This window comes from Chitinophaga sp. 05T412 (assembly GCF_056396465.1).
Window position 1 is genome coordinate 196,477 of record NZ_JBFTLN010000016.1, and the last position, 14,725, is coordinate 211,201.

Annotated in this window: 14 protein-coding genes; 7 read left to right on the forward strand and 7 right to left on the reverse strand. The window is 44.2% G+C overall.

Features of this window, described 5'->3' with window-relative positions:
• Positions 1–39: 39 nt before the first annotated feature.
• Entirely contained in the window at positions 40–921 is an 882-nt protein-coding gene (locus tag AC1DFM_RS28495) for a helix-turn-helix domain-containing protein (RefSeq protein ID WP_477080176.1), read from the reverse strand.
• A gap of 305 nt (positions 922–1,226) precedes the next feature.
• Between AC1DFM_RS28495 and AC1DFM_RS28500 the strand changes: the two genes are divergently transcribed.
• From AC1DFM_RS28500 to AC1DFM_RS28520, 5 genes are all read left to right on the forward strand, one after another.
• On the forward strand, positions 1,227–1,583 hold the full coding sequence (locus AC1DFM_RS28500; protein WP_477080177.1) for a hypothetical protein: 357 nt from the start codon (positions 1,227–1,229) through the stop codon (positions 1,581–1,583).
• A complete protein-coding gene (locus AC1DFM_RS28505) occupies positions 1,580–1,954 on the forward strand; it encodes a hypothetical protein (protein ID WP_477080178.1) in 375 nt (124 codons plus the stop codon). Before AC1DFM_RS28500 ends, AC1DFM_RS28505 begins: the two co-directional genes overlap by 4 nt.
• Before the next feature lie 148 nt (positions 1,955–2,102).
• The gene (gene lacZ / locus AC1DFM_RS28510) at positions 2,103–5,264 is read left to right on the forward strand and encodes a beta-galactosidase, LacZ type (protein ID WP_477080179.1); all 3,162 of its coding nucleotides are present in this window, start codon (positions 2,103–2,105) and stop codon (positions 5,262–5,264) included.
• Between the two features lie 127 nt (positions 5,265–5,391).
• The gene (locus AC1DFM_RS28515) at positions 5,392–5,673 is read left to right on the forward strand and encodes a hypothetical protein (RefSeq protein WP_477080180.1); all 282 of its coding nucleotides are present in this window, start codon (positions 5,392–5,394) and stop codon (positions 5,671–5,673) included.
• Between the two features lie 70 nt (positions 5,674–5,743).
• Positions 5,744–6,754 carry a type II TA system antitoxin MqsA family protein gene (locus tag AC1DFM_RS28520; protein ID WP_477080181.1) on the forward strand — a complete coding sequence of 337 codons (1,011 nt, stop codon included), beginning with the start codon at positions 5,744–5,746 and terminating at the stop codon, positions 6,752–6,754.
• Positions 6,755–6,768: 14 nt separating this feature from the next.
• On the opposite strand, the gene AC1DFM_RS28525 is transcribed toward AC1DFM_RS28520, so the two are convergent.
• Positions 6,769–7,353, reverse strand: a complete 585-nt coding sequence (locus AC1DFM_RS28525; RefSeq protein ID WP_477080182.1) for a pentapeptide repeat-containing protein — start codon at positions 7,351–7,353, stop codon at positions 6,769–6,771.
• 26 nt (positions 7,354–7,379) lie between these two features.
• On the opposite strand from AC1DFM_RS28525, the gene dinB reads away from it, so the two are divergent.
• Positions 7,380–8,570: a DNA polymerase IV gene (gene dinB, locus AC1DFM_RS28530; protein ID WP_477080183.1), complete on the forward strand. Its 1,191-nt coding sequence runs from the start codon at positions 7,380–7,382 to the stop codon at positions 8,568–8,570.
• Positions 8,571–8,903: 333 nt separating this feature from the next.
• Here dinB and AC1DFM_RS28535 read toward each other — a convergent pair whose 3' ends face one another.
• The 5 genes from AC1DFM_RS28535 to AC1DFM_RS28555 all read right to left on the reverse strand — a co-directional run bounded on the left by AC1DFM_RS28535 (position 8,904) and on the right by AC1DFM_RS28555 (position 14,070).
• Positions 8,904–9,269, reverse strand: a complete 366-nt coding sequence (locus AC1DFM_RS28535; RefSeq protein WP_477080184.1) for a contact-dependent growth inhibition system immunity protein — start codon at positions 9,267–9,269, stop codon at positions 8,904–8,906.
• A gap of 513 nt (positions 9,270–9,782) precedes the next feature.
• On the reverse strand, positions 9,783–10,094 hold the full coding sequence (locus tag AC1DFM_RS28540; RefSeq protein WP_477080185.1) for a hypothetical protein: 312 nt from the start codon (positions 10,092–10,094) through the stop codon (positions 9,783–9,785).
• Positions 10,095–10,187: 93 nt separating this feature from the next.
• Positions 10,188–11,087: an NAD(P)/FAD-dependent oxidoreductase gene (locus AC1DFM_RS28545; RefSeq protein ID WP_477080186.1), complete on the reverse strand. Its 900-nt coding sequence runs from the start codon at positions 11,085–11,087 to the stop codon at positions 10,188–10,190.
• Between the two features lie 85 nt (positions 11,088–11,172).
• On the reverse strand, positions 11,173–12,009 hold the full coding sequence (locus AC1DFM_RS28550) for a hypothetical protein (RefSeq protein WP_477080187.1): 837 nt from the start codon (positions 12,007–12,009) through the stop codon (positions 11,173–11,175).
• Between the two features lie 300 nt (positions 12,010–12,309).
• The gene (locus AC1DFM_RS28555; protein WP_477080188.1) at positions 12,310–14,070 is read right to left on the reverse strand and encodes an ABC transporter ATP-binding protein; all 1,761 of its coding nucleotides are present in this window, start codon (positions 14,068–14,070) and stop codon (positions 12,310–12,312) included.
• A gap of 119 nt (positions 14,071–14,189) precedes the next feature.
• Between AC1DFM_RS28555 and AC1DFM_RS28560 the strand changes: the two genes are divergently transcribed.
• Complete coding sequence (locus AC1DFM_RS28560; RefSeq protein WP_477080189.1) at positions 14,190–14,708, forward strand: DUF4251 domain-containing protein; 519 nt, start codon at positions 14,190–14,192, stop codon at positions 14,706–14,708.
• Positions 14,709–14,725 lie beyond the last annotated feature (17 nt).

The following is a 14,725-nucleotide window of genomic DNA, read 5'->3' on the forward strand; positions in this document are numbered from 1 at the left end:
TGCTAGATGATCTGTTGTTTTTGATGGACTATATTACGATTATACTTTCTTTTCGCGGTACTGGTTGGGAGAAATTCCCATCACTTTGGTAAACATACGGGAGAAATAATAAGGATCTTCCATTCCCAATTGTATGGCTACTTCTTTAATGCGTAGTGGCGTGAAGAGCAGGTACTGGCAAGCCTTCTGTACTTTCAGGTGATTGAAGTACTCAATGGGAGAGAAGCCGGTATTGTTTTTAAAAAGAAAGGAGAAGTGCGACTGCGACAGGTTTACAGACTTCGCCATCTGCTGCAGGGTCAGCATTTTGTCCAGGTGATTATTCATATAATCAATGGCCGTGTCTATGGCGTCATGCTGCTGTATTGATTTTCCGGGTTTGTTGACGCCCGGATATATACAGGACGCGAGAAAAGACCAGAAGTGCATATTGGAATATACCAGGTTTTCCTGGCGATAGCCACGTGCAAGTGGTTGATAGATAGTCTCAAATTGTTCCAGTCGCTCTGGTGCGTGCGGCAAAAAAGTTTTATATCCATCCCATTCCCGGACGGCTGTGTCTACGAGGCCAGGGGCGCTGCTGCCTAAAAAATGCACCCAGTAGATAGTCCATGGATCGGAGGCATCGGCGCTGTATTCATGCGCCAGCTTGCGGGGCAATATGAAGCAATCGCCCGGTTGGACCGCAAACGTTTCTTTTTTTATGGTGACCGTTCCTTTGCCGTCTACACAGTAAATAAGAATGTGCTGATCGGCTCCCTGCGCTCTTTTCCGGTGGTGAAAAAGGGCTTTCGGATAATAGCCGATGTCTGTAATGTAAAGTGGCGTTAGTACGGGTTCTTTAGCACAGTTTTTATTCAGGATGTTACGGGGAATCACGATCATGCGCTGCCCCTGGAAACCTTCCTTTTTCCTGATCATCACGTTGGTTTTATCTTTAAACAATCAATTTTTACGGTTCATGGTTACCGGGAGGGTGGTGTGCCCCCGCCCGTAAATCTATTACTTTAGTGATCCTATAGCTTATCTTGTCCAGCGCCGCAACCAGGCGCCTCCGGCGCAAAGTCAATGGCAGACCGGATTTTAGTAGCATTGTGCGCAAATGTCTCTCCCAATATATTAAAAGGAAAACGGGAAGCAACATTTTTAAATTAAGAAACTTTCAGAATATTTTGAAAATTCAATAATATAAAATAACTTTGAGGGCAGAAAGCAACCAATGAGTTATGAATACCATTGCTTACCTGATTTATCTGACACTGACTTACCTGATCACTGTAAAAGTGGGATGGATGTTTTACCGTAACGGCAGGGTGTTTATCCTCGGACTACTGCAAGGAAATGCCGCACTCACCGACGCCATTAATAACATTTTACTGGTGGGATATTATCTCGTAAACATTGGCTATGCTACAGTCATGATCAGCACCTGGCAACCCATTCACGATGGGTTAGCCATGCTCACGGTGATCATCACCATGACCGGCCAGATCCTGCTGTCACTGGGCGTTATGCACTGCTTCAACATGCTCGTTATCTACTTCATCGGCAAACGAAATATTTATCTAAAACCTCGTATATGATACAATCCCTAAATTTCATCGCCTACACTATCTATCTGCCTATTGTGATAGTGGTTACCTGGTTGGTTGCACACACACTTTTCAAAAACAGCCGGGTGTTTATGCTGGATATCTTCCATGGGAAAGAAGACCTGGCCAGCGCTACCAACACCCTGTTTGAAACAGGATTTTACTTACTCAACCTGGGATTTGCCTTCCTGATCATGGCAATAGCACAAAAGATTAATACTCCAGGGGCTTTAATGGAAATTCTCAGTGTTAAAATAGGCGGCTTTCTCATCTACCTGGGCGTTATGTTGTTCCTCAACCTGTATTTATTTTTCAGAGGAAGAAGTATTTCAAAAGAAAAAAGAAGTGTAGTAACACTATAGCCGGTCTTTCATCCAACCCAATTTGCGGGCGCGGGAATTATTTCCTGCGCCTGCCGCATTACCCCTCCTCCTGCACGCTCATCAAATTTATAGCACCGGTTTAAAAAAAAGTTCTTTCTTTATACGTTACTGAACGTATACTTGAACAATGAAAGAAAGACTACTATTGGTAGCGCTGACCGCTTTTGCTATGAACGGTTGGGCGCAACAATTACCCACCGAATTGCAAACGCCGGAAGTGGTATCGGTCAACAGAATGCCGATGCGGGCCACCGCGTTTGCATATGAAAATGCCACCCTGGCGCAGCAACAGGAAAAGGAAAAATCCGCTTGCTTCCTGTCGCTCAACGGCACCTGGAAATTCAACTGGGTACAGGACCCGCGGAAACGTCCACAAAATTTCTATAGACCAGATTTCAATGACGCCGCCTGGGATAATTTCAAAGTGCCCGCTAACTGGGAAGTGAACGGATATGGATTACCCATTTATGTGAATCAGCCTTACGAGTTTGCCGGTCGTGCTAAAACCGGGGAAGACCTGCATGCACCTTTTGATATTCCGGAAGATAATAACCCGGTAGGATCATACCGCAAGAAAATMAATATCCCGCAGGACTGGAACGGCAAGCAGGTATTCATTCATCTGGGCGCCGTGAAATCTGCCTTCTTCATTTGGGTAAATGGTCAGCAGGTTGGCTATAGTGAGGATAGTAAACTGGCTGCAGAATTTGATATTACCAAATATGTAAAGCCCGGTGAAAACCTGGTAGCACTACAGGTATACCGCTGGAGCGATGGCTCTTATCTGGAATGCCAGGATATGTGGCGCATCTCCGGTATTGAAAGAGACGTTTACCTCTATGCTACACCGAAAATAGATGTACGCGATTTTAAAATCACCTCCACATTAGATCAATCCTATACCAACGGTATTTTTAAAATAGCGATGGAGGTAGATAATTATCGTATCGATAAAAATACCAATCACAGCAAACCCGATACCTTCTCCGTAGCAGTAGACCTCCGTGATGCCACCGGGAAAAGCGTGTACAGTGAAGAATCCCGCGGTATACAGAAAGTATTGGGCAATTATAAATCTACCATTGCTTTCAGCAAAGAAATACCCGCCGTACAAACCTGGTCGGCCGAAATACCCTACCTGTACACCCTTTACATCACGCTGAAAGATAAAACAGGACAAGTGCTGGAAGTAATTCCACAGCGCGTTGGTTTCCGCTCTATCGAAATTAAAGACCGGAACTTCCTCGTGAATGGTAAACGCGTATTCCTGAAAGGAGTAAATCGGCATGAACACAATGCTACACAGGGCCATACGCTTACCAAAGACGATATGCGTAAAGACATGGAAATGATGAAACAACTGAATGTAAATGCAGTACGTCATTCTCACTATCCACCAGATCCCTACTGGATGCAGCTTTGCGATGAATACGGCCTGTATGTGATTGACGAAGCCAATATTGAATCACATGGCCGCTACTACGATCTTGCCTATACGTTTGCGAATGATAAGCAGTGGCGTATTCCTCACCTGGAGCGGATACAACGCATGTACGAAAGAGATAAAAACCATGCAGCGGTAATTACCTGGTCGTTAGGAAATGAAGCCGGTAATGGCTGCAATTTCTACGAAGGGTACGACTGGCTGAAAGCGAAAGACAGTACCCGTCCGGTGCAGTATGAACGCGCGGAGCACGACTATAACACGGATATGATTGTACCGCAATATCCATCGCCGGGTTCTCTGGTGAAGTATTCCCAGCGTAATCCTGATCGTCCGATGATCATGAGCGAGTACGCCCACATCATGGGCAACAGCCTGGGTAACTTCCAGGAATACTGGACCGCCATTGAAAACAATCCCTATTTACAGGGCGGATTCATCTGGGAATGGATAGATCAGGGCATCGATACCGTAAAAAATGGTAAACGCATTCTCGCCTACGGCGGCGATTTCCCACTGAGTGGTCCCGTAAATGAAGATTTCAGCGATAACAATTTCTGCGTAAAAGGCGTGGTGACCGCACATCGCGGCCTCACACCCATGGCGGTGGAAGTGAAGAAAGTGTACCAGCATATTCACACCACTTTGGGCCAGGGCGATAGTTTGACCATCCGGAATGGGTATTTCTTCCGGGATCTGTCTAACTACCGTTTGGTATGGGAAATACTGGAAGATGGAAAACCGGTACAACGTGGCACCATCAGCGATCTTAAAGCAGGACCACAACAAACCATTTCCTTGCTGTTACCAATAAAAGTAAGCACTAAAGTTGGCAGTGAATATTTTCTGAACGTGCGTTATCAGCTGAAAACAAAGGAACCCTTTATCCCGGCGGGCTACGAAATCGCTGCATCGCAGTTTGTATGGCGTCCGTTGGTGAAGCCTGACTTTGCAGCAGTTCGCCAGCTTTCAGCATTAACAGCCATAGAAAAGCCAGGCGTATTACAAATCAAGGGAAGCGGTTTTGCGTTGACTTTTGATATGAACAAGGGCGCCTTAAATAGCTATGTGCTGCAGGGAGATACCTTGCTGGAAGGAAGCCTCCAGCCTTCGTTCTGGCGTGCGCCAACAGATAATGATATCGGCGCCGGCTTTAATCACTCCCTGCGTAAATGGCGCAATGCCGCAGAGGAAGGTAAACTACTCAGCGCCGAATTACAAAAAACAGACACGGCTTACATTGTCACCATCAAAAAGGAATTCTTAGCCGGAGAAGCAACCATTACGCAGACCTTTAAAGTATATGGCGATGGCTCCGTAGATGTAGGTAATCAGCTGAATGTGATCAAAGGAAAATATCCGTTGCTGCTGCGTGTGGGTAATGATTTGCCGCTGAATAAACAACTCAGCCGCATCAGTTACTATGGTCGTGGTCCATGGGAAAACTATTGGGATAGAAAAACGGCATCTTTCGTAGGGCTTTATCAGCAATCAGTAGATAGCCAGTATTTCCCTTATGCCCGCCCGCAGGAAAGTGGTAATAAGTCGGATGTACGCTGGGTGAATATCACCAATAAGAAAGGGAAGGGATTGAGATTTGAATATACCACCCAACTCCTTAATTTTTCTGCTTTGCCGTATAGTCTTGATGATCTCGATCCGGAAGCAGATAAGAAACAATATCATTCCGGTGAGCTGGTGCCGCGTAATACCGTGTATATGCACGTAGATATGCAGCAGTCGGGTGTACAGGGAATAGATAGCTGGGGATCTATGCCATTGAAGGAGTATAGGATACCATATGCAGATCAGTTTTATGATTATCGGATAAAGCCGTTGAAGTAAGCTGAAAAAGATTAAAAAACGAATCCCCGGCAAAATTTTGCCGGGGATTCGTTTTTTAATCTTTTTCAGAAATAAAACAACTAATTAGTTGTTTTATGATATATTTGTGATTGAAAAACCAACCACGATGATATCTGAAAAAGCCAAAGTACTGGGCTTCCTACAAGCATTTTTTGTTAAACTGGATATATGGGGTGTGATTTTTACCAATAGAGAGAAGAATTTAGAAGCATTACTCGATTTAGATATCAGACCCCAGCAGCGGACAGAGGTGCTCAAATCTCTGGAGATAATTGATTACAGTGAGGGGCCTCTCACAGAAAAATTGAACGGAGGATCAGATATGTGGGTGTTTGGTAAAGATGTTAAGGGAAAGGAAGTGTATATAAATAACGATGGGAACTATTGATGCATGTGTTATTTGTATTTCATTTCATCTTGCCTCATATAAAATGAAGTATCCCTTTAAAAAATAGTTTATGAAAAGTCCATTTACAGGCGGTAAAGTTGAATTAAAAACAGAAATGAAAAAGTTGGAATACCGTAAAGAAAAGTTTTCCATCTGTTTCCATTTTTATAAATGCGTTGATTCCGGTGAAGAGTTTACTGACACAGAATCAGATGAACTCAATATAGCACAGGTACATAACAAGTACCGGTCTAAGTTTGGAATTCCTTTCGTGGAAGAAATTAAGGCGATAAGAGAGCAATACGGGCTGAGTGCTGCAAAAATGAGTGAGGTATTAGGACTGGGAGTCAATGTATACCGCCAATATGAAGGTGGTGAAATTCCGAGTGTTGCAACCGGGCGACTAATTCGATTAGCCAAGGACCCGCAAGAGTTTAGGAAGTTACTTGATATTAGCCAGGGGGCATTTGAGCCACACGAATATGACCGCGTATTGCGCAAAGTAAATCAAGCAGCACCTGTGGACGCCATTGACGAGAAATTATATTTTTATCTTTTCGAAAGTAAGTATCCGAACATACTAAATGGGTTTCGAATGGCAGATATTAAAAGAATTGCTGGTATGATCCTTTTTTTTGCGCAAGAGAATAAGCCATTTACAACCGCACTAAATAAGCTATTATTTTATGCTGATTTTATTCATTTCAAAAAGTACGGTAATGGTATAAGTGGCTTGTGTTACAAGGCCTTTGCAAAGGGACCGGTGCCCAATAATTATGGGAGTGTTTATAATTATCTTTTGAATAAAGGCTTAATCAATGTAACAGAAGTAGCATTTCAGGACTTTGTAGGAGATCAGTTTTTCAGCGATGTGAACATTAAATTGAATGAAGAAAATGATCCGCTTTTTGCTGCATCGGAAGTCGCTGTATTGAAGGCAGTATCAAAAAAATTTAAGGGCAAAACAACCAAAGAAATTGTTCAGTTAAGTCATCTTGAGTCTGCCTGGCAGAATAATGCGGATATGTCTGGCCGTATTAGCTATGAGTATAGTTTTGGACTTAAAATCACAGAAAAGTAAATCATTCCCTATGTCTACTCCACAATCTCCACCCCAAGTCCATCCAGCAATGCCAGCGCATCTGGCAAACTAAACTTCGCTTTTCTTATTTTATTCTCCTGTACGTTAATGGCATAGCGATGTGCTCCCACAAAATTCGCCTGGGTTAAATCGGTGCCAACAAACCGTGCGCCTGCAAGATCTGTTCCTGTAAAGTTGGCCTGTGTTAGGTTACAGTCGGTGAAGTCTGCTTCATCCGCCTGACAATGTATAAGCACCGCTTTCTTCAGGTTTTTACCGGCAAAGGTTCCATAGCTGATGCGGCAGTGTTGAAAATCTACGGTGAGTGGATCGCGGGCGTTGGTCCATGCTATGCCGATGGCTTTAGAATGCAGTAAGGTGATCCGGCTGAAAGCTGTTTTTTTGAACTGGATCAGTGATAAATCACAATCCTCGAATGTGCAATTTTCAAAGGAGCAGTCCACCAAAATACATTCTTTCAGACTGCATTTGTAGAATTTACATTCATAGAATTCCTTGCCGGAAATGGTGTTGCCATCCCATATGATATTTTCGAATTTTTGATGTTCGTAACTATATTCCTGATCGTTGTCGTTCACAGTGAAGAAATTAGGGTTTAAAGTTAATGTATTTGCTGTTTTGGCGGCATTACCGCATTTTTTTTCGTTGTATCTTTGAGGCGCTTCCGGGTGTAGACATGGAGAAAGACGTACAAAGCATACAACGAAAAATTATTCATATTGATATGGACGCATTTTATGCGTCTGTAGAGCAACGCGATAATCCGCTCTATCGCGGTAAAGCTATTGCGGTAGGTGGTTCCCCGGAGGGGCGGGGTGGAGTAGTGGCGACAGCCAGTTATGAAGCCCGTAAGTTTGGGGTGCGTTCTGCGATGCCGTCAAAGCGGGCATTGCAGCTTTGTCCGGAGCTGATATTTGTTCGCCCCCGTTTTGATGCCTACAAAGAAGTATCCCGGCATATCCGCGAAATATTTTCACGCTACACCGACCTGATTGAGCCGTTATCGCTGGATGAAGCTTATCTGGATGTCACCAGCGATAAGCAAAATATTGGTTCTGCTATTGAAATTGCCAAGCAGATCAAACAGGCGATCCGCGATGAGTTACAGCTCACTGCATCCGCAGGCATATCTGTCAATAAGTTTGTTGCCAAAATAGCGTCAGATCTCAATAAGCCAGATGGGCTCACCTTCATAGGTCCGTCTTCCATTGAAGCATTTATGGAACAGCTGGCGGTGGAGAAATTTCATGGAGTAGGAAAAGTGACCGCCGACAAAATGAAACGGATGGGACTCTTTACCGGCGCCGATCTTAAAAAGTTATCGGAACAGGACCTCAAGAATCATTTCGGTAAAGTAGGTAGTTTTTATTATCGTATTGTGCGCGGGCAGGACGACCGCGAAGTGCAGCCTCACCGGGAAACAAAATCACTCGGCGCAGAAGATACATTTCCTTATGATCTTACCACCATTGAGGACATGGAGGCGGAGCTGATCAAAATTGGTAAAACGGTATACGACCGGCTGCAGCGATATCAGCTGAAAGGGCGGACGATTACGCTAAAGATAAAATACAGTGATTTTAAGCAGATTACCCGCAACCAATCTTTTCCATCTCCGGTAGGTGATTTTGATACCATTGTTGAAACGGCCAAACAGTTGTTGGCTGCATCTGAACCAGAAAACAAACGTATACGGCTACTCGGTATTACGTTGTCTAATTTTCATGAAACATCAGTACCGGAAGGGAAGCCGCTTAATGCTACCCAGTTGTCGTTGTTCGATTTCGAAGATTGATTAACAGCCGTTAGTTTTTAGCTACAGTTTATTCCCGCGAGGATCTGAGCGAATTTTGTCTTTGTACAAGATTAAACTGATTATACTGATTTTTTTATTTTATGGATTAAGAAAGACAGGAGATGGCAGCAATATTTGCTTTCATCTCCCCGTCATCTTCTAAAATCTTAAAAATAAAAAATCAGTATAATCAGTTTAATCTTGTACAAAGACAAAATCCTCGCTGATCATTCGCTACAATAGCTTTCTGCTGCATTTTATCAAAATGCAATAGCTACCAAAATGTAAATTGGATTGAAGCAGTTCGCCTTAACGGCGTTACCTGTTACGTTATTACGCTTCTGCCTTCTTACGCCAGAATTCAGGTAAGTCGATTTCAGTTTCTATTTCTTCACTTCTCTCCTGCATCATACTGATCAGGCTTTGGTGAAGATCAGGGTGTTCTCCCCAATAGGAGGAAGGTACGTCCAGTACATTCTTCAGCAGGTCTCCAGGATACATACCGGCAGTTACCAGTACATCATTTTTTAATATCTCTAAGGCCAAAGGTACCAGGTAGATTGGATTAAATGATTGTCCGATTAACGTCCGCAGTTCGCTGGCGGATAATTTTGCTACAGGTACCTTCACTAATGCAAGAGATTTCTGAGTTATTCCTGAATCTTGTTCTGTGGCCGTTCCCCAGGTCTTATTCTCCAACTGCTCCAAAGATTTATATCTCCAGATATCTTTCTTATTCATAAAAATGTGTCTCTCTTTTCGTGCTAATAAAATAGTTATTTATGAAAGTGATTTCAACGCGCAATTTTTCTTTTGATGGTGATCATCTGCAGAGTCCTGCGGAGTTTGTGCAGGTGTTGCGGTAGCCAGTCAGTGCCGGCGGTTATAAGAAACCAGGATCAACAGCTATAAATATAATAAATATTGTTGAAGCAGAAATATTATTTTCCACCTTTAACATTTTCTATAGTCTTTCCATAGAGGCCGGATATTGCTAAGTCAGCCATAGTATTGTGTTGTACGGGGAAAAGCCGTGCGTTTGATTTTTTTAACGTTTCACTTTATTCGGGGACTACCGATCACAAGGAAAGAAAGAACCCAGTATCTGATGAGGTGAAGAATGACAAGCCCTTTGTCGAAATAATCAAGTAGGAACAAAAAGAGGTGCAACAGTTGTCTGCTGCACCTCTTTCGTATAATCATCTGAGTTAGTTAAGCCGTTTTCTGATATTTAGGCAGCACTAGTAATTTTACAATGCTGTGTGCAGCACCAGATAGCGCAAACGCAATCAGCAGCAACAAGGCCGCCTTTCCTGGCGTATTAAATACATCCAGGACACCCGATACCGATTTCCCGGCATACATCATGGCAATCAGGGCAGCTAGCGCGCCGGTAATCCATAGGGTAATGTGCGACCATAAGTATTTTTGTTTCTGAAAGCCGGCTTTTCCAAAAGAGGTAAACAGGAGAAAAACATGGGCCAGGAAAAATACAGCGGCCAAAGCAGTAAGGGTTGTGAACATTCTGGTTAATTTAGGTGATGGCAAAATAGTCTGTTTGACTAAAATATCAAAACCTTTTCACATATACAAGCTTTGTCAGTGCATTCAGGGAAACTAAAAATCAGTCAGTATCAGTTCCCGGTTCATGGCAGCTCCCGCCATATTGCCCGCGCTTACTGCCGCTGCTACGGAACGCATGGGAGAAGTGGCATCCCCTGCTATATATACGCCAGGAATATTGGTGGCCTGAAAATGATCTGCTGCCAGATGCCCCATTTCTGTTAAGCTGCAACCCAGCGCCTCCGGTATGGAGCAGTGCTGCCGGAAAGGCGGTCGGGCATATATTGCCTGTAACGATTGTACACTGCCGTCTTTAAACAACAGATGCTTTACCTGTCCGTGGTCCGCAACAATTTCAGCGATCTCCTGCTCGTTGATGGCAATTCCGTGCCGGGCAAACTTTGCGGTTTGTTCTTCCGACAACAGGGAAGTTCCGTTCGTAAATACGGTCAACTGTTGGGTCCAGTTGCTGATCAGCCGGGCGAAGTCAAACGCCAGGTCGCCATTGGCCAGGATGCCGGTCGGCATCTGCTTTACTTCATAGCCATGGCAATAAGGACAATGCAATACGGAAATGCCCCAGCATTCCGCAAAGCCTTTGATAGCTGGCATTTCATCTTTTACGCCCGTTGCAAAAAGCAGGAGACGGGCCTGGAAAGTTTCGCCGGCGCCGGTGCGCAGCAGGAAGCCTTCCGCATTTTTTTCTGCACTAACGGCGAGGCCATTTTTAAAATGTACAGTGGGATATTGCGCTACCTGTGCCTTCGCTTTGGCAGCGATATCGGCAGGTGTGGCGCCATCCTGGGTAAGAAAGTTATGAGAGTGCGGTGTTTGTTGATTGCAGGGAGCGCCACTGTCCAGTACCAGCACATTTCTTAGCGAGCGGCCTAATGCCATGGCTGCAGAAAGCCCTGCATAGCTGCCTCCCGTAATGATGACATCGTATGATTGCATATGCTTTTGAATAAGTCAGCTGCAAATATACTTATTTGCAACATAGTTGCATTTATTTTTTTGAGAAAAAAATATCCGCATCCTTTCATCCGCTATCTCCCAGGCCAGCACGGATGTTGGAAATATGTTCGGCAATCAGGTGGAGCCGGTAATAATACTTCTCAAAAATATCGTCATACATCCGGTGCCTGTTTTCCAGAAAAGCATTCATGGCCTCATGAATAAATTCCTCAAAGGTGTGGTGTTCACTCACTTTGATCACACATTCAAACACAGGTTCCATACTGGTGGCAAATTTTGTTTTAACCTGTACATCAGCTATACAGGTGATCATATCTTTATACAGGTTAGGGGCTTTGGCAAAAGGTACATAGTGAACAGCCGTAAATCCATCTTCATCATACACATATTTATCTACTTCTTCCGACAACAGGTATTGTACTACTTCACGGTTGTTATTATGTCTGGTGGCCAGTAGCAAAGGGGTATCCAAACTGGCCAGCACAAAATTGAAGTGAATGTTATGCTCAATCAGTAGCAACAACATATCTGTAATCGCTACAAGACGATTGTGTTTAAAAATATATGCAATGGCAAAAAGATAATCCGGATTATCCACGATCAGCCGCGCACCTTTTTTCATGGCGTATTGTACCGCCTGAGGCTTGTTGGCACCTACCGCACAAAAGATAATGGGAATAATACCTTCTCTCTTATAATGTATATCTGCTCCTCCTTCTTCAATCAATAATTCTGCTGCTTCAAAAAATATTTCCTGGTTTTCGAGTAAATCGCAAAGTAATTCGGAACGCTCATCCATGGTAAGAGAAGAGAGATTGTATCCGAGCCCGGTGATAATTTCATCTGGCTCCTGGCTGATTTTCACTTTGCGCTTCAGGTCGTACAGTGAAATTTTTTGCATATGGTGGTCATAGTGTCTATCTAATAGCTACTGGGAGAGAACCTTGGCATAGGATGAAAATATAAGAACGACAATTGCTGATACTCAGGTACTTAAAAAATGATATCCACCGAAGGATCATATCTATCCTTTCCTAAAAATCAATTTGTCTGATAATGGTCTGTGACCAAAGGTAATAATTTTTAATATATGAGTGGCCCATTCTTAACGAACCGTATACTTTGCATGATAAAAATGACGGTAAAGAAAGAAAAGCATCGGTCTAACGTACACGGAAGTACGTAAACGCTGTTACTGCGCTTACGCACTTTCCTGGTGCCGCCATAATTCCTGGAATGCAGGACTATGCTGACGCAGATAGGTAAAGGTACCTTCCGCTACAATGTTGCCCTGATGTAATACGTAGATATAATCGAACTGTGGCAGCAGGTGCAACCGGTGCATCGCAGAAATCACTGCTTTTTCAGCAAAAGCCTGAAACATTTTATCATAGATCATCGCTTCCGTTTTTGGATCTACGCTACTGGTAGGTTCATCCAGCAATATTACCTGGCTGTCGCGTGCGGCGAGGATGCCGCGGGCCAGCGCCAGTCGCTGTTTTTGTCCGCCGGAAAGATTCACACCTTTTTCCCGGATATCGGCGGCAAGGCCTTGCGGCAATTGTTCCACCACTTCCGAAAAGTGCGCACTTTCACATACGGCCAGCACTTCTTCTGCAGAGAAGGGGAGGCCCAATGTAATATTGTATTCGATGGTGTTTTCAAATATCTCCGGCTCCTGCGGGAACAGGGTCACACTTTCATTCAGGGAAGCCAGCGGTAACGGCGCCCCATCCACCTGCAACGTAGTGGTGGCCGATGGTTCATACAGTCCTCTCAAAATTGCCAGCAGGGTACTTTTTCCGCTACCGCTGGCGCCTATCAGCGCAATCTTCTTACCTTTTTCTATTAACAGCTGGAGGTGATGTAAACTGTGTGGTCCCTTCACTTCCTCATCTGTTACTACGTGCGAAAAACTCAGTTCCCGGATGGTAATCTGGCGCCAATGTTCCGGCAATTCCGGTGCCGTATCGGGGCGGTGATGCGCCGTATAGGCGTCACTGATATTGGAGGCCGTTTCTACGGCGGTATTGAATTGAACCACATCGGTATATTGCCAGGCAGCATCCTGGAATACGCTGGTGAACTGGTTTACATAGCCCAGTAACATCACCAGGCCGGCTACCTGGAACACTTCGCCCGGCACCCAATGCTGAACAGTATATCCCAGTGCAATCACACAGTAAATCAGGGTAATCACCATTTCTGCTACAAACCATTTCCATTCATTGATCAGCGTATTTTTCCGGAAGGGAGGCCATATACGCTGTACTTTTGCCAGCAGCCCGTTTTCCATGCTCTTCTCCAATCGCAGTGTGATCACCGTCATGATATTGGAAAGACTGTCGAACAGCGTAGCCGATACCACGTGCTCCTGCTCATTTACTTCATTCAGCGTTTTAATAAATGGCCGGTCAAAACGAAGCAATATCCACATGCACAACACCCCCATGACAATTCCAATGCTGCCGTACAAAGGGGAGAAGTACAGCATGGCTACCACAGAAAAAACCAGCTTGCAAAGCGCGTGCATGTACATAAAGCCACGTTCAAAAAATTCTTTCAGCGATTCATATGCTTTCCTGATCCGGTTAATCACCGCACCGCTATGGTTATCCTGATGCCATTTTACAGGCAGGTGAAGCGCCTGGTGATACCGTTCCTGCAGAAAGTTGCGGCTCAGGTTAAAGGCCAGCTGCCGTTCCATAATTCTGGCAGGACCATGCAGGCACCATTCCCCGAATTTGATGGCTAAATATCCGCCTACGTAGAGTAGCGCATAACGCAGCAGGTGAGCAGTATCCTGCTGCACTTTGCCAATAAACCAGCCAAATAGCATAGGGGCCAGTGAAAAGACAATATTCGCCAGGAAAAATAAAGTATAGATCAGCAAATACTTTTTACGCTGATGCCTGGCGTATTTCCAGGCTGTCTTCAGTAGAGAAATATATGGGTTAGGCATGATTCCGTTTTAATCATCTCTTAAAATTAAGTTATTTAACAGGAAGCAAGGCAAACAAAAAATGGGGAACGGCTGTTATGGTACGATATTGGCTTACCCTCATTGTTAAATCTTACCATATGAAAAGGTTCTTTGTTTTAAAAACATGCCTGCTTTTTGCACTGGCCCTTACCGTTACCACCAGCCTGTTTGCGCAGGAAACCAAGGCGCAGAAAAAAGCCGAAAAAACAGCACAGATTAAATCACTCATTGATGCACAAAACTATGTATTCGTGGCGCAGAATGCCTTTCCAATGAGCGGCCGCATGCGAAATATCACACCGGATTATAATCTGACTGTTTCTACCGACTCAGTTGTCAGCTATCTGCCGTTTTTTGGCCGCGCTTATACCGCTGATTATGGTGCTACCAAATCGCCGCTGGATTTCAAAACCAAATCCTTCGATTATACCGTGAAGCCTGGTAAAAAAGATGGCTGGACAATCACCATCAAACCTAAAGACAACAAAGGAGTACAGTCCATGAACTTAACCGTTTCCAGTGAAGGTTATGCATCTTTACAGGTAACCAGCAATGATAGATCAGCCATGAGCTTTAACGGATATGTGACGGAGCGGAAAGCGAAGAAAAGTAAATAGTGCGAGTATTTGTCCGG

Coding starts and splice junctions, on each gene's coding strand:
- AC1DFM_RS28495 (WP_477080176.1), bottom strand. CDS start 921: ATGATCAGGAAAAAGGAAGGTTTCCAGGGGCAGCGCATGATCGTGATT.
- AC1DFM_RS28500 (WP_477080177.1), top strand. CDS start 1,227: ATGAATACCATTGCTTACCTGATTTATCTGACACTGACTTACCTGATC.
- AC1DFM_RS28505 (WP_477080178.1), top strand. CDS start 1,580: ATGATACAATCCCTAAATTTCATCGCCTACACTATCTATCTGCCTATT.
- AC1DFM_RS28515 (WP_477080180.1), top strand. CDS start 5,392: ATGATATCTGAAAAAGCCAAAGTACTGGGCTTCCTACAAGCATTTTTT.
- AC1DFM_RS28520 (WP_477080181.1), top strand. CDS start 5,744: ATGAAAAGTCCATTTACAGGCGGTAAAGTTGAATTAAAAACAGAAATG.
- dinB (WP_477080183.1), top strand. CDS start 7,380: ATGTATTTGCTGTTTTGGCGGCATTACCGCATTTTTTTTCGTTGTATC.
- AC1DFM_RS28540 (WP_477080185.1), bottom strand. CDS start 10,094: ATGTTCACAACCCTTACTGCTTTGGCCGCTGTATTTTTCCTGGCCCAT.
- AC1DFM_RS28545 (WP_477080186.1), bottom strand. CDS start 11,087: ATGCAATCATACGATGTCATCATTACGGGAGGCAGCTATGCAGGGCTT.
- AC1DFM_RS28550 (WP_477080187.1), bottom strand. CDS start 12,009: ATGCAAAAAATTTCACTGTACGACCTGAAGCGCAAAGTGAAAATCAGC.
- AC1DFM_RS28555 (WP_477080188.1), bottom strand. CDS start 14,070: ATGCCTAACCCATATATTTCTCTACTGAAGACAGCCTGGAAATACGCC.
- AC1DFM_RS28560 (WP_477080189.1), top strand. CDS start 14,190: ATGAAAAGGTTCTTTGTTTTAAAAACATGCCTGCTTTTTGCACTGGCC.